General features: G+C 40.0%; 14 protein-coding genes, 8 tRNA genes and 1 rRNA gene. 4 read left to right on the forward strand and 19 right to left on the reverse strand.

Features of this window, described 5'->3' with window-relative positions; all coding sequences use genetic code 11:
• Positions 1-48: 48 nt before the first annotated feature.
• Positions 49-1,584: ribosomal RNA gene (locus L659_RS0116820) — 16S ribosomal RNA — on the reverse strand.
• 618 nt (positions 1,585-2,202) lie between these two features.
• Here L659_RS0116820 and L659_RS0116825 point away from each other — a divergent pair.
• Positions 2,203-3,618 carry an alanine/glycine:cation symporter family protein gene (locus tag L659_RS0116825; protein WP_024591297.1) on the forward strand — a complete coding sequence of 472 codons (1,416 nt, stop codon included), beginning with the start codon at positions 2,203-2,205 and terminating at the stop codon, positions 3,616-3,618.
• Between the two features lie 924 nt (positions 3,619-4,542).
• Here L659_RS0116825 and L659_RS0116830 read toward each other — a convergent pair.
• From L659_RS0116830 to L659_RS0116885, 12 genes are all read right to left on the reverse strand, one after another.
• Positions 4,543-4,629: transfer RNA gene (locus L659_RS0116830), tRNA-Leu, on the reverse strand.
• A 38-nt stretch (positions 4,630-4,667) separates the two neighbouring features.
• Positions 4,668-4,741 (reverse strand) — tRNA-Cys (locus tag L659_RS0116835).
• 19 nt (positions 4,742-4,760) lie between these two features.
• Positions 4,761-4,836: transfer RNA gene (locus L659_RS0116840), tRNA-Gly, on the reverse strand.
• A gap of 49 nt (positions 4,837-4,885) precedes the next feature.
• A tRNA-Leu gene (locus L659_RS0116845) sits at positions 4,886-4,972 on the reverse strand.
• Positions 4,973-5,011: 39 nt separating this feature from the next.
• Positions 5,012-5,087 (reverse strand) — tRNA-Gly (locus L659_RS0116850).
• 64 nt (positions 5,088-5,151) lie between these two features.
• A tRNA-Leu gene (locus L659_RS0116855) sits at positions 5,152-5,238 on the reverse strand.
• A 37-nt stretch (positions 5,239-5,275) separates the two neighbouring features.
• A tRNA-Cys gene (locus L659_RS0116860) sits at positions 5,276-5,349 on the reverse strand.
• A gap of 32 nt (positions 5,350-5,381) precedes the next feature.
• Positions 5,382-5,457: transfer RNA gene (locus L659_RS0116865), tRNA-Gly, on the reverse strand.
• Positions 5,458-5,669: 212 nt separating this feature from the next.
• Positions 5,670-6,215: a CDP-diacylglycerol--glycerol-3-phosphate 3-phosphatidyltransferase gene (gene pgsA / locus L659_RS0116870; protein WP_032827134.1), complete on the reverse strand. Its 546-nt coding sequence runs from the start codon at positions 6,213-6,215 to the stop codon at positions 5,670-5,672.
• Positions 6,216-6,256: 41 nt separating this feature from the next.
• Complete coding sequence (uvrC, locus tag L659_RS0116875) at positions 6,257-8,080, reverse strand: excinuclease ABC subunit UvrC (RefSeq protein WP_021032122.1); 1,824 nt, start codon at positions 8,078-8,080, stop codon at positions 6,257-6,259.
• 9 nt (positions 8,081-8,089) lie between these two features.
• Positions 8,090-8,740: a UvrY/SirA/GacA family response regulator transcription factor gene (gene uvrY / locus L659_RS0116880; RefSeq protein ID WP_002963136.1), complete on the reverse strand. Its 651-nt coding sequence runs from the start codon at positions 8,738-8,740 to the stop codon at positions 8,090-8,092.
• A gap of 108 nt (positions 8,741-8,848) precedes the next feature.
• Positions 8,849-10,000: a dicarboxylate/amino acid:cation symporter gene (locus tag L659_RS0116885; protein WP_007587010.1), complete on the reverse strand. Its 1,152-nt coding sequence runs from the start codon at positions 9,998-10,000 to the stop codon at positions 8,849-8,851.
• A gap of 362 nt (positions 10,001-10,362) precedes the next feature.
• Here L659_RS0116885 and cysK point away from each other — a divergent pair, with 362 nt between their 5' ends.
• On the forward strand, positions 10,363-11,331 hold the full coding sequence (cysK, locus tag L659_RS0116890) for a cysteine synthase A (RefSeq protein ID WP_024591298.1): 969 nt from the start codon (positions 10,363-10,365) through the stop codon (positions 11,329-11,331).
• Positions 11,332-11,473: 142 nt separating this feature from the next.
• On the forward strand, positions 11,474-11,908 hold the full coding sequence (locus L659_RS0116895; protein ID WP_007587009.1) for a hypothetical protein: 435 nt from the start codon (positions 11,474-11,476) through the stop codon (positions 11,906-11,908).
• Between the two features lie 342 nt (positions 11,909-12,250).
• On the opposite strand, the gene L659_RS0116900 is transcribed toward L659_RS0116895, so the two are convergent.
• On the reverse strand, positions 12,251-14,527 hold the full coding sequence (locus L659_RS0116900) for an acyl-CoA dehydrogenase (protein ID WP_024591299.1): 2,277 nt from the start codon (positions 14,525-14,527) through the stop codon (positions 12,251-12,253).
• A 167-nt stretch (positions 14,528-14,694) separates the two neighbouring features.
• Here L659_RS0116900 and L659_RS0116905 point away from each other — a divergent pair, with 167 nt between their 5' ends.
• Complete coding sequence (locus L659_RS0116905) at positions 14,695-16,542, forward strand: M2 family metallopeptidase (protein ID WP_024591300.1); 1,848 nt, start codon at positions 14,695-14,697, stop codon at positions 16,540-16,542.
• A gap of 67 nt (positions 16,543-16,609) precedes the next feature.
• On the opposite strand, the gene L659_RS0116910 is transcribed toward L659_RS0116905, so the two are convergent.
• From L659_RS0116910 to L659_RS0116930, 5 genes are all read right to left on the reverse strand, one after another.
• Positions 16,610-17,413, reverse strand: coding sequence for a putative porin (locus tag L659_RS0116910; RefSeq protein ID WP_024591301.1), 804 nt, complete (start codon positions 17,411-17,413; stop codon positions 16,610-16,612).
• Between the two features lie 664 nt (positions 17,414-18,077).
• Positions 18,078-18,872 carry a putative porin gene (locus L659_RS0116915; protein ID WP_024591302.1) on the reverse strand — a complete coding sequence of 265 codons (795 nt, stop codon included), beginning with the start codon at positions 18,870-18,872 and terminating at the stop codon, positions 18,078-18,080.
• A gap of 199 nt (positions 18,873-19,071) precedes the next feature.
• Positions 19,072-19,446 (reverse strand): PH domain-containing protein, encoded by a 375-nt coding sequence (locus L659_RS0116920; protein WP_007377979.1) that lies wholly within the window; start codon positions 19,444-19,446, stop codon positions 19,072-19,074.
• Complete coding sequence (locus L659_RS0116925; protein WP_007377980.1) at positions 19,446-20,354, reverse strand: ABC transporter ATP-binding protein; 909 nt, start codon at positions 20,352-20,354, stop codon at positions 19,446-19,448. Before L659_RS0116925 ends, L659_RS0116920 begins: the two co-directional genes overlap by 1 nt.
• Entirely contained in the window at positions 20,351-21,178 is an 828-nt protein-coding gene (locus tag L659_RS0116930) for an ABC transporter permease (protein ID WP_024591303.1), read from the reverse strand. Before L659_RS0116930 ends, L659_RS0116925 begins: the two co-directional genes overlap by 4 nt.
• Positions 21,179-21,265: the final 87 nt, after the last annotated feature.

The raw sequence follows: 21,265 nt of genomic DNA on the forward strand, positions 1-21,265 counted from the left end.
TAACAATCATCTGTGTGGACACTACGAACAAATAAGTTCTAAATCGTATAAGGAGGTGATCCAGCCCCAGGTTCCCCTAGGGCTACCTTGTTACGACTTCACCCCAGTCATGAATCACTCCGTGGTAAACGTCCTCCCGAGGGTTAGACTATCTACTTCTGGAGCAACCCACTCCCATGGTGTGACGGGCGGTGTGTACAAGGCCCGGGAACGTATTCACCGCGTCATTCTGATACGCGATTACTAGCGATTCCGACTTCATGGAGTCGAGTTGCAGACTCCAATCCGGACTACGACGCACTTTAAGTGATTCGCTTACTCTCGCGAGTTCGCAGCACTCTGTATGCGCCATTGTAGCACGTGTGTAGCCCTACACGTAAGGGCCATGATGACTTGACGTCGTCCCCACCTTCCTCCGGTTTATCACCGGCAGTCTCCTTAGAGTTCTCAGCATTACCTGCTAGCAACTAAGGATAGGGGTTGCGCTCGTTGCGGGACTTAACCCAACATCTCACAACACGAGCTGACGACAGCCATGCAGCACCTGTATCAGAGTTCCCGAAGGCACCAAACCATCTCTGGTAAGTTCTCTGTATGTCAAGTGTAGGTAAGGTTCTTCGCGTTGCATCGAATTAAACCACATGCTCCACCGCTTGTGCGGGCCCCCGTCAATTCATTTGAGTTTTAACCTTGCGGCCGTACTCCCCAGGCGGTCTACTTAATGCGTTAGCTTTGAAAAACAGAACCGAGGCTCCGAGCTTCTAGTAGACATCGTTTACGGCGTGGACTACCGGGGTATCTAATCCCGTTTGCTCCCCACGCTTTCGTACATGAGCGTCAGTGTTGACCCAGGTGGCTGCCTTCGCCATCGGTATTCCTTCAGATCTCTACGCATTTCACCGCTACACCTGAAATTCTACCACCCTCTATCACACTCTAGTTTGCCAGTTCGAAATGCAGTTCCCAGGTTGAGCCCGGGGCTTTCACATCTCGCTTAACAAACCGCCTGCGTACGCTTTACGCCCAGTAATTCCGATTAACGCTCGCACCCTCCGTATTACCGCGGCTGCTGGCACGGAGTTAGCCGGTGCTTCTTCTGTCAGTAACGTCACACATGATGGGTATTAACCACCACGCTTTCCTCCTGACTGAAAGTGCTTTACAACCCGAAGGCCTTCTTCACACACGCGGCATGGCTGCATCAGGCTTGCGCCCATTGTGCAATATTCCCCACTGCTGCCTCCCGTAGGAGTCTGGGCCGTGTCTCAGTCCCAGTGTGGCTGATCATCCTCTCAAACCAGCTAGGGATCGTCGCCTTGGTGAGCCATTACCTCACCAACTAGCTAATCCCACTTGGGCCAATCTAAAGGCGAGAGCCGAAGCCCCCTTTGGTCCGTAGACATTATGCGGTATTAGCAGTCGTTTCCAACTGTTGTCCCCCACCTCAAGGCATGTTCCCAAGCATTACTCACCCGTCCGCCGCTCGTCAGCAAAGTAGCAAGCTACTTTCTGTTACCGCTCGACTTGCATGTGTTAGGCCTGCCGCCAGCGTTCAATCTGAGCCATGATCAAACTCTTCAATTAAAAAGTTTTATGTCTTTCGACAGCTCAATGAATTCTGAATTTTTTAATATCTTTCGATATTGAATTGACTGTGCCGAAGCAACTTATAAATAAGTTACTTCTGTTGGTCACTCAGTTTTCAATTGAGACTCTAAATTTGTTTGCCTCCCTACTTGCTCAATAAAGAACAAAGTAGTTTTGCTGTTAGAACTCAATCTGTACGAGTGCCCACACAGATGATTGCTTTATATTGTTAAAGAACGTTTTGAGTCGCTTTAGCGTCTCAAGGGATGCGAATAATACACCCTTTATTTTTCGAGTCAATACTTAGTTTTAAACTTTCTTTCGACAATTTAAAACCGAAGTTTTATTTAACTCTCTGAGTATTTCGTGCCTCGCTATGCTTCAGCGTTTCCCGTCTCAGTGGGGTCGCATTATAGGGAGCGGCGGATTTTACGCAAGCGTTATTTTCATTAAATAGTAATTAAAATTAAGCCCCAAGCAAGCACACACGATAAGCACAAGTTACCCACAAAACCCTGTTGATAACTCTGTTTTTGAACTTTAAAACTAAACACTTTTATCCTGATGTGATAAGTTGCGGTCACTTTTTTTAACTCATGTATTTAGGCAGTATCCATGACAGACATAATAAACAGTATAAGTGCCCTTCTATGGGGCCAAGTTCTCGTCTACTTATTAATAGCAGCAGGCCTCTTTTTTACTTTTCGACTAGGCTTTATTCAGTTTGTGCAATTTCCACATATGTTCAAAGTTATGTTTGGCTCTCGTAAATGTGCCGATAACGAAATTTCATCCTTTCAGGCTTTTTGTACTTCGTTAGCTGCACGCGTTGGTACAGGTAATATGGCTGGTGTTGCTGTTGCCTTATACCTAGGTGGGCCAGGTGCTATTTTTTGGATGTGGCTTATTGCATTAATAGGTATGGCTACAAGCTTTGCTGAAAGTACTTTGGCTCAGGCTTATAAAACAAAAGATGCTGAAGGCAATTTTAGAGGTGGCCCTGCTTATTATATGCAAAACGGTTTAGGTAAACGCTGGATGGGGACTTTATTCTCGTTATGCTTAATTTTAGCCTTTGGTTTGGTATTTAACGCCGTACAGTCAAACTCTATTGCTGCAGCATTTGAAGTAGCGTTTGATGTACCTAAGTATATAGTAGGCATTTGCTTGGTTATTGGCTCTGGTATTATTATTTTTGGTGGTTTGAAAACGATTTCTCGTTTTGCTGAAATGGTTGTCCCATTTATGGCATTAGCTTACTTGTTAGTGGCTCTTTATGTATGCGCTATTAACTTTACTGCATTACCTGATGTAATTGTACTTATAATAAAAAGTGCTTTTGGTATTGAACAAGCTGGTGCAGGTGCAATTGGTTATGGTGTTACACAAGCTATGATCCAAGGTATAAAGCGTGGCTTATTCTCAAACGAAGCTGGTATGGGTAGTGCAGCTAATGCTGCAGCCACTGCGACACCTTACCCTCCTCATCCAGCATCACAAGGTTATGTGCAAATGCTAGGTGTATTTATTGATACTATTGTTATTTGTACAGCGACTGCTTCTCTTATTTTACTATCGCAGCAATTAGTACCTGAATCTGGTGTTATGGGGATTGAACTTACACAAGCAGCATTACAAGAACATGTCGGCGACTGGGGTACTTACTTTATTGCCATTGCTATATTGTTTTTTGCTTTTACTTCTATTGTGGCTAATTACTCTTACGCTGAAACAAATTTAATGTTTTTAGAGCACAACTCTAATAAAGGTATGTTTATCTTTAGACTTGTTGTTTTAGGTATGGTGATGTTTGGTGCTGTTGGTGAGCTTGGTTTAATTTGGACGCTGGCAGATATATCAATGGGTTTAATGGCCATTGTAAACGTTATAGCGCTATTTATGCTTTCAGGTGTTGTTGTATGGCTCTCTAAAGATTACAACGAACAACGCAAAAAGGGCTTAATACCCACCTTTGACAAAAGTAAGCATCCTAAACTTGCTAAAGAGGTCGATCCCGAGGCCTGGAAATAAACAATAAACAGCGAGCTACGGCTCGCTTTTTTAGTTCTAAAAATAAAAAGTCCTGGCACATAGCACTCGATCATTTATTAGTAAAAGCTGTTACGGACGATAAGAACTGTATAGACATTATCTGATTATCAGCCTAGATAAGACAACCTACAAAAACAGATGTTTAATGCCCATAGCTCTGCATTATGTATAAGCACTTTATTGTTTACCTATTTGAAGTTCTCACCATAACTCTAGACTTACTCTTACCCGCGATTTTTAACTTCCAATGAGCATGTGTTACCAACCAATTCGACAACTATACCAACCTGCATAAATCTCTGAGCAATTTAACGAATTAAATTGCACTATAACGTCGTTAAAAATTTTTATTTAGAACACTAGATACAAAAATTTTTGCCTAAATCTAGCGTAATTTCCTTAACCTTAAATAGACCCCATATATAAGCAGATTGGTATTACTTTATGCTACCAGCACATAGGTGTTTGAACTTTGCTTTCAAGGTTATTTGCTCTCGAGGTGTAGATTGCTTTACTGTTTTGAATTTTTTAAAGCTAATGGCCTACTTTACTGGTTGGTATCATAAGTCTATGACGCTTAGTTCAGTTCAAAGTGTATTCATTAGCATTAAGTACTGTGTGTCGCTAAGGATTGCATGGCTGGTTTATTTGAGGCGCTATAGGATTGGGTTTGGAAATATTACATTATGCTTACTCATATATATCTTTAATACGATAGATATACAAACTCTTAATGAACTATCACACAACGCTATTATTGGGTAGACCATGCATAAAATAGTGCATATCAAGATAATATAAATCATAGAAAACATAAAAATGATAAATCAGGATTTTTACTGGATATTTTATAGATATTAGAAGATTTATTAGATTTTTTAAGCAGAGCGCTTAATAAAGAGATGGTGCCCGAGGCCGGACTTGAACCGGCACGACTTGTTAGTCGAGGGATTTTAAATCCCTTGTGTCTACCAATTCCACCACTCGGGCATCGAGTTTGCTAATTAAAGCGTGTGGAGTAAATTATATGGAGGCGGAACCCGGAGTCGAACCGAGGTAAACGGATTTGCAATCCGGTGCATGGCCACTCTGCCATTCCGCCTAAATGTATCCAAATAATTTGGAGCGGTACACGAGGCTCGAACTCGTGACCTCGACCTTGGCAAGGTCGCGCTCTACCAACTGAGCTAGTACCGCAAAATACTGTTTTATCAACTTCAAATCATCTTGGTAAAATAATTTAAAGTGGTGCCCGAGGCCGGACTTGAACCGGCACGACTTGTTAGTCGAGGGATTTTAAATCCCTTGTGTCTACCAATTCCACCACTCGGGCATCGAGTTTGCTATTAAAAGCAAGTGGATAAAACTAATATGGAGCGGTACACGAGGCTCGAACTCGTGACCTCGACCTTGGCAAGGTCGCGCTCTACCAACTGAGCTAGTACCGCATCATATTAATTCTAAATTAACCATTTTACAAATTACACTTGGTAATGTAATTAAACCACAAAGTGGTGCCCGAGGCCGGACTTGAACCGGCACGACTTGTTAGTCGAGGGATTTTAAATCCCTTGTGTCTACCAATTCCACCACTCGGGCATCGAGTTTGCTAATTAAAGCGTGTGGAGTGTTGAAATGGAGGCGGAACCCGGAGTCGAACCGAGGTAAACGGATTTGCAATCCGGTGCATGGCCACTCTGCCATTCCGCCCCAATAATGGAGTAATAACCTTGAGATAAACTTGGAGCGGTACACGAGGCTCGAACTCGTGACCTCGACCTTGGCAAGGTCGCGCTCTACCAACTGAGCTAGTACCGCATTTTATTTATCAGTTATTTGAATTAGCACATGATGATTTATGTGAACATTCAGGTAACTGATTAATTACCGTTTTGTTTATCTCGGGGGCTATGCCCTCTCAACACGGACGCATTCTACAGAGATTATTAAACGCGTCAATACAAAAAATGCTAGTTTTGAACTGTTTGCTTGTTTTTTATCTAAAACGGTGCGTTATTATACATTTAGAGTTAATTTTTAGTCAATTCGCCCCATGCTGCACGTAAATATTGCATCATAGAACTCAAGGTTAAAAAGGTCGCAATGTACAGTAGTCCAAAACTTAAATAGTTCATCCACGTATCATATTGCCAAATCAAACCGATAATGGCTAACATTTGTGCAGCCGTCTTTATTTTACCCATATTTGATACAGCTACATTACCACGCTTACCCTGCTCTGCCATCCATTCACGAAGTGCAGATATAATAATTTCACGGCTTATTATAATAAGAGCAGGTATTGTCATATACATTGACTGGTACTGATCAGATAACGCTACAAGTGCAGCACATACCATTACTTTGTCAGCAACAGGATCTAAAAAAGCACCAAAAGGAGTTGATTGCTCAAGCTTTCTTGCCAAATAACCGTCTAATATATCGGTGATCGATGCAAGCCAAAAAATAAAGGCGGCAGCAAAAAAAGCCCAGCTATAAGGCAAATAAAATATCACCAAAAAAACGGGGATAAGAAAAAGTCTAAATGTTGTGAGTGTGTTTGGAATATTCCACATAACTACTTGGATATGTCTTTTTGCTATATTCGCATGTAGGGCTAGCCCTTGTCATGCAAATGGTTAAATATCTTCTCAGCCATGTCAGGGCTGATCCCAGGAACTTTCTTTAACTGTTCTATATTAGCAGCTTTTACACCCTGCATGCCCCCTAAATATTTTAATAATGTTTGGCGACGCTTAGAACCTACTCCATTTATTTCTTCTAGTAGTGATTGTGTACGTTGTTTTTGTCGTTTATTACGATGCCCTGCAATAGCAAAACGGTGAGACTCATCACGTATATGCTGAATCAAATGAAGCGCAGGCGCATCTGAATCCATCGGAATGGTTTTGCGTCCACCGTCAATCAATAGTGTTTCAAGACCGGGTTTACGACTCGTTCCTTTTGCAACACCGACTAATAAAGGCATTTTAGTGTGCGGCCAATTAGAGAAGTACTGTTCAGCGCGTCCTAACTGCCCCTTACCGCCATCAATAAAGATAACGTCTGGAATTTTGTCTTCGTCTACTAACTTGTTATAGCGTTTATTAAGTGCAAATTCCATTGCAGCATAATCATCGCCACCTGTAATACCTGTTACGTTGTAGCGCCTATATTCTTTTGTATTTGGGCCTTGTGAGTCAAATACAACACAACTTGCAACGGTGTTCTCCCCCATGGTGTGGCTTATATCAAAACACTCCATTCGGGTAATATCGTCAAGTCGCAGTGTTGCTTTTAATTGTGCATAACGTTTATTAATAGAGTCTTGGGTACTTTGTTTAACCGCAATACTGTTTAATGCATTTTTATTGGCCAGTTGTAAGTATTGCGCACGCTCACCACGAGTAACCACTTTAAGGATTACTTTGCGCTCACTTATTTGTGTAAGCGCTTCGCCGAGTGCCCCGCTCTCTTCTATTTCAAACGGTAATATGATTTCTTTTGCAATACGCCCTGTTGCTCCTGGCGCTAAATAGTACTGTCCTAAAAATGAAGTCAATATTTCTTGCTCACTCGAATCTTTAGGTACTTTTGGAAAATAGGTTTTACTACCCAGTACTTTATGATCGCGGATCATTAATAAATGAATGCCGTTTAACCCGTTTAAATGCGCAAAACCGACAACATCCATTTCTGCAAAGTTACCAGAAATAGACTGTTGCTCCTGCATTTTACGAAGTAGCATTATTTGGTCGCGAACTTTTGCCGCTAATTCAAAGTTTAATTGCAGGCTGGCTGCTTCCATTTTTTTTATTAAATCAGCAATAACTTCGTGAGATTTACCCGTTAAAAATTTACGAACATAGTCAACTTGCTCACTGTAATCATCATCAGTTACTTTATTTACACATGGAGCTGAGCAACGTTTAAGTTGATATTGCAGACACGGGCGACTTCTTGCGCGGTAATAAGCATCTTCACATTGACGAACAGGAAATATTTTTTGCATTAAGCGCAAGCTTTCAGATACCGCTCCTGCGCTTGGGAAAGGCCCAAAGTACTCACCTTTAATTTTACGACTGCCACGATGAAATGCTAAACGAGGGTGTTTATGGCTAGTTAGTAAAATATAGGGGTACGACTTATCGTCGCGTAATAATATGTTGTACCGAGGCTGATATTTTTTTATTAGATTATTTTCAAGCAGCAGCGCTTCGGTTTCAGTATTGGTGAGGGTGACTTCAATGTTACAAATATTACTCACTAAAACGCGTGTTTTGCTATCGGTAATGTTACTTCTAAAGTAACTGCTCACACGCTTTTTTAGATGCTTTGCTTTACCAACATAAATAACTTGGTTGTCACTATCAAGCATGCGGTATACGCCCGGCTCACTTGATAGCGTTTTGAGAAAATGTACGTGATCGAATTCAGACATAAATTATAGTTAGTACGAAACGTCTATATCAATCATTTTATGACGAATAGCTAAATGGGTAAGCTCAACATCACCACCTACATTTAACTTTTCAAACATACGGTAACGATAGCTATTTACTGTTTTAGAGCTTAGATTTAAGCGTTCAGCTATATTTTGTGCTTTTTCACCTTTGGTGATCATAAGCATAATTTGCAGTTCGCGCTCAGATAAACTCTGAAAAGGGTTTTCATCTGTGCGGCCTGTCACTTGTGCAAGCGCTATCTGCTGTGCAATTTCAGGTGCAATGTAACGCTGACCAGCATGAACACAACGAATGGCACGAACCATTTCGTCAGAGCCTGCACCTTTAGTTAAAAAGCCATGTGCACCAATTTGCATTACCTTGCTCGGAAACGGGTCTTCACAATTAACAGTAAGCACAATAATTTTTACATCTGGGCAGTAACGACAAATCTTTTTAGTCGCTTCTAATCCGCCCATGCCTGGCATATTCATATCCATTAATACTATGTTTGGCGCATGCTGACGACAAAACTGTACAGCCTCTTCGCCAGTTTTAGCTTCGCCAATTACTTTAAACCCTCGTACGTCATCAAGAATACGCTTGATTCCTGTTCGTACAAGTTCATGGTCATCAACTAAAAGTACATTAATCAATGGAACATCCTCACTTACCTAACAACATGCAATTTAATTAAATTAATTTGCCACAGTAACATACATAAAGCGAAACAATAATTAATATTATTGCCTCGCTCTAATAGTTTAAGATGACGATTTTTCGCTAAATCTGTCAACCCATAACGCAATGATACCATCACCCGTTACATTACACGCAGTACCAAAGCTATCTTGTGCTAAATAAAGTGCAATCATTAATGCAACAGCACCTTCATTAAACCCAAGCATACTTGTTAATAAACCAAGCGCCGACATGACTGCACCACCTGGAGCACCCGGTGCTGCGATCATTACTACACCTAACATCATAATAAACGGTAGCATACCCATTAATGAAGGAACTTCCATGCTTGGCGATAAAAACATAACAGCCATTGCACAGGTTACTATAGTGATAGTTGAGCCAGATAAGTGAATAGTCGCGCAAAGTGGCACTGTAAAGTTAGCTACATCTTCTTTAACGTTATTTGCTTTACTTGATTGAAGCGATACTGGAATCGTTGCTGCACTTGACATAGTACCTAACGCTGTAAAGTAAGCTGGTAGCATATTTTTAACTAATTCGATTGGATTACGTTTTAACAATATACCTGTCGCTATATATAAAACGCTTAACCATAACCAATGCATAACAAGCGCTGCAATTAGTACTACACCAAATGTTTGCAACGTATCTACCACAGTGCCTGCCACCGTCATTTCGGCAAATACGCCAGCAATGTAAAATGGTAAAGCTGGAATAATTACTTTCGATAATAACCCGTCCACTACATCACGACCCTGATCAGACACCTTTTTAAGCGTATCAAGTTCTAGTTGGCTCATGCCTATACCAAATACAAAAGCAGTCACTAATGCGGTCATTACACCCATCAGAGGTGGAATTTCTAAATCAATAAAACTACCTATTTCAGTAGCAACTTCTGCTTCAAATGTAATGCCACCACTTAAAAAAGGTATAACAGCACTTACTAATAAAAATGCAAGCGTACCTGCAATAATGGTAGAGCTGTAAGCAAACCCTACTGTTTTACCAAGTAAGTGACCAGACCCTTTTGGTAGGCCAGCAATACCCGATGCAATAAAAAATAAAATGATAAGAGGGATGGTAAAGGAGATAATTTGACCAATCAGCTCTTTTACTGTAAATAAAAGTTCAACACCAGTTATAGGTACATATAGTCCGACTAAGATACCGGCCACAATACCGGCAATTAATTTTAAGATTAACTTCATTGTGATTGCTTAATTGAATTTAGATACGTGTTTTTATCATGTTTTAGACGCATTGTGTGATAAAACTATTCAAGTTACATTCATGTGCGCAAATAACGAACAAATACAGCTTAATCTAGAGCTCTTTTGAACATTTTTTGACTAAACGAGTTTTTACTCTTTAAATCTCAAATTAAGCCCGCACCTACAATAACTAAAGCACCGTTAATAATTGATTTTTATTTCGACTGGTTATAAGCCCAATAAATATATGTTATAGCCAAACTTTACTTTAGTTTTTTTAAACTCACAGTAAAGTGTGTATGTATAGTTAGTAGCAAAGGCTATTAGCACGTTGATCAGATTGTATCCAAAGGAACATTATGTCTACTATTTTTGAAGATAACTCACTAACTATTGGTAATACGCCGCTAGTAAAACTTAACCGTGTTACGGGTGGGAATGTATACGCTAAAGTTGAATCTCGTAATCCAAGCTTTAGTATCAAATGCCGTATTGGTGCATCAATGATTTGGGAAGCTGAAAAGTCAGGTCAGCTTGTTGAAGGTAAAGAACTTATAGAGCCAACATCAGGTAACACTGGTATTGCACTTGCATTTGTTGCAGCTGCACGTGGTTACAAGTTAACGCTTACTATGCCAAACACCATGAGCCTAGAACGTCGCAAGCTATTAAAAGCATTAGGTGCAAATCTAGTACTTACCGACGGTGCTAAAGGTATGAATGGCGCAATTGAAAAAGCAAAAGAAATTCAAGCAACAGCACCTGATAAGTATATTTTATTACAACAATTCGAAAACCCTGCAAATCCTAAAATTCACTTTGAAACAACAGGCCCAGAAATTTACGATGCACTTGACGGCAAAGTAGACTTTTTTGTAGCAGGTGTAGGTACTGGTGGTACTATTACAGGTGTTAGCCGCTACCTTAAAACAGAAAAAGGTTTAAACGTTAAGTCTATTGCTGTTGAGCCAACTAACTCTCCTGTTATTAGCCAAACGCTTGCCGGTGAAGAAATTAAACCTGGCCCTCATAAAATCCAAGGTATTGGTGCAGGCTTTATCCCTGGCAACTTAGATATGGACTTAATTGATGGTGCCGAGCTTGTATCTAACGAAGACGCAATTGCAATGGCGCATCAGTTAATGAAAAAAGAAGGTATTTTAGTCGGTATTTCGTCAGGTGCTGCGGTTGTTGCAGCTAAGCGAATTGCTGAAAAACCTGAAAACGCAGATAAAAATATTGTTGTTATCCTACCTAGTGCAACTGAGCGTTACTTATCAAGCCCAATGTTTGATGAAGAATTTAGTGAGAAAGAGTTAGTACAATAAGTAATTTTAAGATTTTTAAAAGGATGCTTTAGGCATCCTTTTTTATTATTTATTATCCAATTTTCTATTTATTGCCCCCCATACCTTTACATCTTCCTAGATAAACCACACACTTTAAAAAAACTAATTAATAATAACTAATATGAAAAAAATCACGAGTTTATTAAGTTTGGTTATCTGTTTATTTTTATCAGCCTGTGGAGACGATACCAAAACACTTGGCGACACTCCTGGCGATACAGCAACCGCTTATTTTGATGCGCTTTATAACCAGCAAGACCTTCAAAAAGCCAGCACCATGGCAACACCCAATCTTACGCGCATAATGAAATCCTACGGCACTGCAAAACAGTTTTCCCGTAACTTAGTAAATATGCAATATGATGAAGTAACCATTGAAGTTGATATGACCAATATGAGCATCCGTGAACAATACGGTGATAACGCCAAAATAAACCTTATTTTTACCGGCTATTTAAATGGTGATAAAATTGACGAAATGCGCAGTGTAAAAATGCTTCGTAAAAAGGGCAAATGGTACATAGATAAAATAGTTGCCGACCCTTACGCTCGTTAAAATAAATGAATTAAACATAAAAAGGCCTTACATTTGTAAGGCCTTTTTCACTTTAGCTAGGGCGTGTTGATCTTTGTGGATTGAAGTTTGTTCAATCTAGGGGCGATTTAATCGCGGCGCGAGGTTTGTAACCTAGTGGGCTAAGTAAAAACCGAGCAACAAAGAGTTAATCGTCCCTAGAAAGAACCCAAAGGGCAGCGCATGTTTGGCATTTATGCTGCGTTATCGCCTATTTATGGGGAATAACCACACTACATAGGCTCTGCCTTGCCTAAAAACCAAACAGCCTGCTGCAAATTCAACCACGAAGGGTCGATACGCCCTAGTATTTAAAGTACTGCGCTACAGCTCACCTGGTTGAAAATTATCAACTGCGATGGCTTTCTTTCGTAACTTATTAGCGTGATGCATTGCATCTGCATCCGTTTGCTCTAACAACTTATTTTCAAGCGCATAATTTATAGCACCTTCAATATCAAGCGTTGCAGGCACACTGCCCTTACGCTGCCATTGTTTTAGATCTTTAAACTGCGCTTGCATATCATGCATAGCTAAAAATGCGCTTTCCATGACCCCTGTACCTGCATTTTCATCTACATAACATAAATGCGTTAAGCGGTTTCTAAATACACCCGGTTGAGTCATACGCTCACAAATACTTTGTGCAATTTCATCACTTGGTCTGTGGTAATGATTTCCAAGCGGGAAGACGATACGTTTAAGGGTAAAATTAACAACCGGATTTGAAAAGTTTTTAAAGAAGCCATTAAACGCTTGGCCAATTTCAAATAATGAGTTCTCAATAGCATATTTTACAAATGGTAAATCAGCTTGTTGGCGCCCTTCGTCTTCATAACGTTTTAAAACAGTTGATGCTAAGTACAAATGACTTAATACATCACCCAAACGTGCCGATATCATTTCTTTTCGTTTAAGCTCACCGCCAAGCATTAACATAGCCACGTCTGTGCAAATAGCTAAGCCTCGGCTCATTCTGCTCAGTTGCTTATAATAAACAGCCGTTTCACCACCTACAGGCGCTTTAGCAAAATAACTACGTGTTAAGCCATGCACAAATGCCATACCTGCATTACTTGCTGCAAATATTATATGGTTCATTAATAAACCATCAAATTGTTCAAGTGCTGCGTCGTCATCTTCCATTGCAGCGGCTTCCATTTCTTTTAAAACAAATGGATGACAGCGTGTTGCACCTTGGCCAAATATCATTAAGTTACGCGTTAAAATATTCGCGCCTTCAACCGTAATTGATACTGGAATACCCATATAGCCATGCGCCAAATAGTTATTAGGCCCTACTTGAATTCCTTTACCTGAATGAATATCCATTGCATCATTCATTACCGTACGACCCATTTCAGTCATATGGTATTTAGCAATCGCTGTTACAACCGACGGGCTTAATTTTAAATCAATCGCACCTGCGGTCATTAATCTGCATGACTCAAGTGTGTAAGTTAAACCACCAATACGCGCAAGTGCCTCTTGCACGCCTTCAAACTGCCCTATAGATACACCAAACTGCTGGCGTACCATGGCATATGCCGATGTCATTTTTGAAGCTAAATGTCCAGTTGCTGCACTCAATGCTGGTAGTGATATACCACGCCCTGCACTTAAACACTCAACAAGCATTCTCCAGCCACGCCCTGCACACTCTTGACCACCAATGATCCAGTCCAGTGGTATAAATACATCTTTACCGTAAGTGGTACCATTCATGAAGGCCATATTAAGCGGATAATGACGCTCACCCGTTTCGACACCCGGATGATCGGTTGGTATTAGAGCACATGTAATGCCTAGCTCTTTCTTATCACCTAATAAAGCATCAGGGTCATACATTTTAAATGCTAAGCCGAGTACAGTAGCCACGGGTGCAAGTGTAATGTAACGCTTTGACCAATTTAAACGCAGGCCCATTACTTTCTCGCCATTATGCTCACCCATACACACCACGCCTGAATCAGGAATACTGCCAGCATCAGAGCCCGCCTCAGGTCCCGTTAATGCAAAACAAGGAACATCTGTACCATTAGCTAAACTTGGCAGCCAACGATCTTGCTGCTCTTTAGTACCATAGTGAAGAAGTAACTCGCCCGGACCTAAGCTATTAGGCACCATAACAGTGACTGCGGCTGTTAAGCTTTTAGTCGAAATTTTTGATACTATCGTTGAATTAGCAATTGCCGAGAACTCACGACCGCCAAATTTTTCAGGAATGATCAGCGCAAAAAAACCTTCTGTTTTTAGGTAATCCCACACTTCTTTTGGTAAGTCTTTGTCTTTTTGTACAATTTGATAATCATCAAGCATCGCCAATAAGGTTTCTACTTGGTTAGCCATAAATGCGTTTTCTTTATCGCTAAGCTCTGGTTTAGGAAAGCGGTGCAGTTTTTGCCAGTCTGGGTTACCACTAAATAACTCACCATCCCACCAAACATCACCTGCTTCCATCGCCTCTCGCTCTGTTTGCGATAATGGCGGAAGCACCTTTTTGAACATTTTAAACGTAGGACGACTAATCAAGTTTAGGCGAATATCTTTAACCGCAAAAATAACCACCACCACGACCAGCAATATTATAAATATTAACATGCGCACATTCCTTACACATTGAATGAAAATAGTAACTTAATTATGACCCATCTTAATTTAAATACAATCATTGCACGACGAGTCGTGAGCCTTAACGCATTCATTTTATTGTTTTAAACATCACTGCTATTATCAACGTTTTAATAACAATAAATTAAAGGAATAGCATGACCCCCTTTCGATTTAAACTAAGTATGAGCGCCTTAATGGTAGCAAGCACTCTTGCTTTAACGGCCTGCGATGCGCAAGTAACGATAGACACTACCGATTCAGCACACACTAAAAAAGCTGTAACAGCTAAAGATGCAAATACATTTATAACAAACACAGAAAAAGAACTAAGTGCACTTTATTTAGAATCGAGCCGTGCAGAATGGATTTACGCAAACTTTATTACTCATGATACGTCGGCTCTATCGGCTGAAGTTAACCGTAAAATGACCGAAACAGTCGTGCGTTTAGCAAATGAAGCTGCAAAATACGACGAACTAGAGCTTGATTACGATGCTCGCCGTAAGCTTGATAAACTAAAACTAGCACTTACACTTCCTGCCCCACAAGACGCTGATAAAACAGCACAACTTTCACAAATTGTCGCAGAGCTTGGCGGGCTATACGGTAAAGGTGAATACTGTAAAGAAGACGGCACCTGTTTAAGCCTTGGCGACATGACTTCAAAAATGGCCACCAGCCGAGATTACAACGAACTACTTGATTTATGGCAAGGCTGGCGTCAAATATCAAAACCAATGCGCTCACTTTACGAGCAACAAGTAGTGCTGACCAACGAAGGTGCAAAGGAGCTTGGTTATGCCGATACGGGCGCTATGTGGCGCAGTAAATACGATATGCCTGCTGATGACTTCACCACCGAGCTTGACCGTATTTGGGGCCAAGTTAAACCACTGTATAACTCGCTACACTGTCATGTTCGCGCAAAGTTAGGTGAAAAGTACGGCACCGACAAAGTACCTCAAGATCAGCCAATACCAGCGCACTTACTTGGTAATATGTGGGCGCAAGCATGGGGTAATATTTACGATGTAGTTGCACCAGAAAACGCCGATCCGGGTTACGACGTAACCGAGTTATTAGCTCAAAATAATTACGACGAACTTAAAATGGTAAAAGGGGCTGAAAACTTTTTTACCTCAATGGGTTTTGACGCACTACCAGAGACATTTTACGAGCGTTCACTGTTTGTAAAACCAAAAGACAGAGATGTGCAGTGTCATGCATCAGCATGGAATATCGATAGCAAAGACGATTTACGCATTAAAATGTGTATTCAGCGCACAGGCGAAGAGTTTTCAGTTATTCACCATGAATTAGGTCATAATTTTTATCAACGCGCATACAACAAGCAGCCTTTATTTTATCAAGAAAGTGCAAACGATGGTTTTCATGAAGCCATTGGTGACACCATTGCCTTATCGGTTACACCGGGTTACTTAAAAGAAATCGGCTTACTTGAACAAGTACCTGATGAATCTAAAGATATTGGTTTATTAATGAAAATGGCACTTGATAAAGTCGCCTTTGTGCCGTTTAGCTTAATGGTTGATCAGTGGCGCTGGCAGGTATTTTCAGGGGAAGTAGCACCGGAAAATTACAATAAAGCATGGTGGGAACTACGTGAAAAATACCAAGGAGTGCAAGCTCCTATCGCACGTAGCGAAAATGATTTTGATCCGGGTGCTAAGTACCACGTCCCGGGTAACACGCCTTATACACGTTACTTTTTAGCGCATATTTTGCAATTTGAGTTTCATCGCAGCTTATGTGAAATTGCCGGTAACGATAAAGCCATTCATCGCTGCTCTATTTATAACTCAAAAGAAGCAGGGGATAAGCTAAACGCTATGCTTGAAATGGGTTCGTCTCGCCCTTGGCAAGAGGCGCTTGAAACTGTAACAGGTAAGCCGAAAATGGATGCAACAGCAATGCTCGATTACTTTGCACCATTACAAACATATTTAGATAAACAAAACGAAGGCCGCAACTGCGGCTGGTAAATAGCGCTGAACAAAAAGCCCGCTCAAATGAGCAGGCTTTTTATTCATATTCTAATTTTCTGTTAAATTAGAACTGTAAGCTTACATTTGCAAAGTAAGCATCATAATCAGAATCATCCCAGTTATTGCCGTAACCTGCTTTTAAACCAACATTGTTGTTGAAAAAGTGTTGGCCACCAAGAGTGTAGTCATCATTTTTATTAACTGTAACAAACACCGATGTTGCTTTGCTGAAATAGTAGTTAGATGCTAATTCCCAGTTACTTGAACCGCCATCAACATCTTCAAACTTACCTTCAACAGTCAAGTAGTTACCTTGCTGTAAATCAACAAAGTACTTAGCTGCTACTGCACGGTAATCAAACTCATCATCTGATGTTACTGTAAAGCCGATATAATCAGTGCTGTTTAACTGATGGTTATATGCTAAGTCAAACACAAACTGATTGTCAGCATCTTCGAAATCTACAAACGTTGCTTTTAATACAAGGTTTGGGTTAAAGAAGTAACCAGCTGAAAGTTCAATTACATCCGTGCTTGAGCCAAAATCACTATCGAAATTATTGTACTGTGCACCTAATACAAAATCTTCTACAAAATACTCACCGCCAACGCTAGTAACATCTCCAAGATCATTATCACTGTATGCACCATAAACATTTGTTTGCTTATTGATGTATTCAAATTGATCGTAAGGACCTAAAGTCGCTTTTGGAGAAAAATAATACGTTGAGTCAACACTTACTGTGTCATCACCATCTACGTCCACATATCCTACATGGCTGATTGATTGGTAAGTATCTGCGGCTATTGCAGTGGTTGCAGCGCTTGATAATAAAATGCTCGAAATGATAACGGCTAATTTTTTCATTTTAAATTCCCTATAAATATTACTTTTATGCCTCAGCTGTCTAGCCAAAGTCGGGGCGCATCCTAACGCCAAAAAAATGAACAAAAACTGAATAAAAGGTCAGATTAAACCCAGTGGAATTGTAATAATTTATACGTAAATGTAAATACAAAGTATCCATCAAATCTACAAGACAATATCATGTCATCATTTAAATTTAAAAAGTAACAAATACGGTACAAACTGTCGCTAAATTGAACACAACTTAATTATTCGATAAACCTCATCAATATAATTTCCTCTCACTAAATTTTTCTAATTTCTCAAAAAATTACTCTATTTAATTCATTATTTCTGTATTTATAATGAAAAATAGGTTTGTATCAGTGCATATTTTTATCTGTTTTTTTCCAATAACCATTGTTTACTAGCAAAAACAACTCCAATACTTATTATTTTATAGCTATTATCATCGACTGCACTTAATGACTTTAATAACAATTTAGCCATTCATGGCGACTCTATTTATAACTTAAAGGAGTTATTTAGATGAGCATAATAAAAGCCGTAATTATGACTGGTAAAAGTTTATAGTTAAAAGCTCAAACATTTAAAAACGACAAAGCCCGCTAAATTTAGCGGGCTTTTTAATATTACTTTTGTATTAACTAAGTACGGGACTTAATTAAAACTGAAAACGCATGTTAGCAAAGTACGCATCGTTGTCAGAATCATCAGCGTTGTTTTCGTAACCCACCTTTACACCAATATTTTTATTGATGAAGTGTTGAGCACCAAAGCTATAAGTATCTTGCTTATTGTAGTTAGCAAATACAGATGTTGCTTTTGAGAAGTAGTAGTTAGTTTCTGCTACCCATTGGTTTTGGGCATCATCAATACTTTCGTATTTACCTTCAAAAGTAAGGTAGTTACCTTGCTGTAAATCAATAAAGTATTTAGCAGCTACTGCACGGTAATCAAAATCGTCGTCTGATGTAAGTGTAACACCTACGTAATCTGTGCTGTTTAGCATGTAGTTGTAAGCTAAATCAAATAATGCGTAATCGTCGCCGTCTTTGTTTTCAACTAGTGTTACTTTTGCAAGTAAATCAGGGTTGAAAAAGTAACCACCCGTCAGTTTATAAAGCTCACTGTTAGAACCTGAATCTGGGTCGAGGTTTTCGTAAGATGCGCCAACAACAAATTCATTAATGAAGTATTCACCACCAACTGATGTTAAATCGCCAAAGTCGTCATCAGCGTAGCCACCATATACGTTAGTTTGTTTATTGATGTATTCAAACTGATCGTACGGGCCTAAAGTTTTTTTAGGAGATAAGTAGTAAATAGAATCTACAGCAACGGTGTCGTTGTTATCGCTATTTTTGTAGCTTAGGTTACTAATTGAATTATAGCTGTCTGCAGCAGCCGCAGTGCTAGATAATAAAATGCTCGAAATAATAACTGCTAATTTTTTCATTGTAAGACTTCCCTATGTACATTGCTTTTTATGCTCTAGCTGTATTGCTAAAGTCGAGGCACATGCTAACGTTAGGAAACTGAATGAAAACTTAACTAACCACTTGTATTTATTAAGTTAATTGTAAGGAAGTGTTGTAAACTGTAAAATTAAAGTAGTTGCAACATCTAGTCAACAACTACTTAAAACATGTACCGTATTAAAGCGCGTGTTGGCTAATAATACGATAAACATCGTTAATATTATCGCCAGACTTGAACTCTTTACTAATTGGTGTTGGATCTGAGCCAACCCATATTTTTAGCTCGGCATCTAAGTCAAAATGGCCTGCACTTTCTTTACTAAACTTGGTAATTTTAGAGTAAGCAATACTCACCATTTCCATTTTAGAGCCGGTCATACCTTGCTTATCAATTAAGATTAAGCGCTTATTAGTAAAAATAAACATATCACGTACTACTTTATATGCTTTTTCTACTTGCTCGCCGTCAATTAATGTATTGGCGAGGATTTTCTCTAAATCAGAATCGTCAACTTCGCTTGCATTACCCATAAGTCCGCTAAGTAAACCCATTATACTTTCTCCTGTTTAAATATTTGATTCTCTAATGTGTGACCATTAACTAACTGCCTGTACTGCCAGTGTTGTTGATGACAAAAGTTCAGTAGTGCAATATCAAGTGGATCGCTCGTTGGTTGATACTCAACAACATATTCTTTATGCTGGCTCATATACACTCGGCTCACCCCTGCAATTGCTTGAAGCTGTTGCTCAACATTTTGATAAGCTTCGCTTAGCATTAATGTATAAAAGTGTTTATCAGTATTATTTGTTTTTGTTTGATGCTCGCTTAGTACGCCTTTATCTAAATGAAGCACCTGTGAGCATAGTCGCTCAAGCTCAGTTAAATCGTGAGAGCTTAAAATAAACGTAGCCTGTTCACTTAATTCAGATACTAGCTCGCGTACTTCTCTGGCATGAATCGGATCAAGCCCTGCGGTTGCTTCATCAAGCATTACAATTTGTGGCGCGCCAATAAGTGCTTGCGCTATCGTAACGCGCTTGCGCATACCGTGCGATAAATCCCCCGCACGCTGCTTTGCAATTTCTTTTAAGCCAACCAAGTCAAGTACACGTAGCGCCTCAGTTTGGCTTTGCTTAGCGCCCATACCTTGCAGTTTTGCATAAAAAGCGAGTTGCTTATCTATATTAAAACGAGGGTCAAGTTGCGCGTCTTGCGGTAATGCACTTACTTTATTAAATAAAGCAGCGCTCCCTGGCTTATGCCCTAATATTTCAAGGCTGCCTTTACTTGGCGCTATATAGCCGCACAACAAACTAAATAAGGTGGTTTTACCCGCACCATTTGGCCCAACAAGCGCCACTGGCGCGCCTTTATTAATCTCAAAGTCCACATTATTAAGCGCAAGTTTTGCACCATACGATTTACTCAAACCGCTGGCTGTAATTAATGGTCTCATAGTGAGCTCCTTGCAAAAATACGTTGAGCAACGCTTAGTAACACCGCAGTTTGCACAAGGGGAATAGCCACAGCGCTTAATAATGGTAAATTTTGCCCCGCTAATAACTCTATTTGCACACCCGGAAATAAATAATCAAGCAAGCCTAATGCGGGTATTTGCCATTGCAATATACCAACTACAATACCGCCTGCTGCAAAATATAAAATTGCCAATACAATAGATAAACGCGATGAACGAGCAAAGGTATTTATTAACGTCATAAGTGCTACAAATGGACACAGAGTAATCACTAATATTAAAAATATAGAAAGCGCACGGGCAAAACCACCAGCCAGTAAACTTGGATCTCTAAACCCTAGTACAGCAAGCGTAGCTACAAGAGTAATGCCCACTAAGCAGGCTAATACCGCTAATTGTCCTAAAAAACGACCAAACAGTATTTCAAAGCGAGTGGAGCGCAGTGATAAAAACCTTAGTGTGCCGCGCTCTCTATCGCCTACCGTTTGGTCACTACAAATAAATAAACCAAAAACGGGAAAGCTATACAGGGCTATTAACCAGTACATAGCAAATTCGGCCTCAGGCCAATCCAATAATTTACTTAAACCAATAGAACCTGATATATCACGGGCTATTTGCTCAAAATCGGGGGCACTTACAATGCCTACTGCCTGCCCTATTGGGTAGCGCAGTATTATTAGCCACACCAATGCAAAGGCAGCTAATGCAATAAGTCCACGTTTAGTTAAAAACATACGTACAAGCTCAAATCCCGCTATTTGCGTTAATCGCCCTACGTTTATCGGTAATGATGTTGCCATTGACTATCCTTAATGACTTTTTATTTTCTGTGTATTTATCCACACTAAGTGTAAACACCTTGAATTACCAGCAAAAAAAAGCTCACC

The organism is Pseudoalteromonas sp. S8-8 (assembly GCF_000497875.1).
Classification (GTDB): Bacteria; Pseudomonadota; Gammaproteobacteria; order Enterobacterales; family Alteromonadaceae; genus Pseudoalteromonas; species Pseudoalteromonas arctica.

Coding starts and splice junctions, on each gene's coding strand:
- L659_RS0116920 (WP_007377979.1), bottom strand. CDS start 19,446: ATGGGTTTACTTAGCGGACTTATGGGTAATGCAAGCGAAGTTGACGAT.
- L659_RS0116905 (WP_024591300.1), top strand. CDS start 14,695: ATGACCCCCTTTCGATTTAAACTAAGTATGAGCGCCTTAATGGTAGCA.
- L659_RS0116885 (WP_007587010.1), bottom strand. CDS start 10,000: ATGAAGTTAATCTTAAAATTAATTGCCGGTATTGTGGCCGGTATCTTA.
- L659_RS0116925 (WP_007377980.1), bottom strand. CDS start 20,354: ATGAGACCATTAATTACAGCCAGCGGTTTGAGTAAATCGTATGGTGCA.
- cysK (WP_024591298.1), top strand. CDS start 10,363: ATGTCTACTATTTTTGAAGATAACTCACTAACTATTGGTAATACGCCG.
- pgsA (WP_032827134.1), bottom strand. CDS start 6,215: ATGTGGAATATTCCAAACACACTCACAACATTTAGACTTTTTCTTATC.
- L659_RS0116930 (WP_024591303.1), bottom strand. CDS start 21,178: ATGGCAACATCATTACCGATAAACGTAGGGCGATTAACGCAAATAGCG.
- L659_RS0116915 (WP_024591302.1), bottom strand. CDS start 18,872: ATGAAAAAATTAGCAGTTATTATTTCGAGCATTTTATTATCTAGCACT.
- L659_RS0116900 (WP_024591299.1), bottom strand. CDS start 14,527: ATGTTAATATTTATAATATTGCTGGTCGTGGTGGTGGTTATTTTTGCG.
- L659_RS0116910 (WP_024591301.1), bottom strand. CDS start 17,413: ATGAAAAAATTAGCCGTTATCATTTCGAGCATTTTATTATCAAGCGCT.
- L659_RS0116825 (WP_024591297.1), top strand. CDS start 2,203: ATGACAGACATAATAAACAGTATAAGTGCCCTTCTATGGGGCCAAGTT.
- L659_RS0116895 (WP_007587009.1), top strand. CDS start 11,474: ATGAAAAAAATCACGAGTTTATTAAGTTTGGTTATCTGTTTATTTTTA.
- uvrC (WP_021032122.1), bottom strand. CDS start 8,080: ATGTCTGAATTCGATCACGTACATTTTCTCAAAACGCTATCAAGTGAG.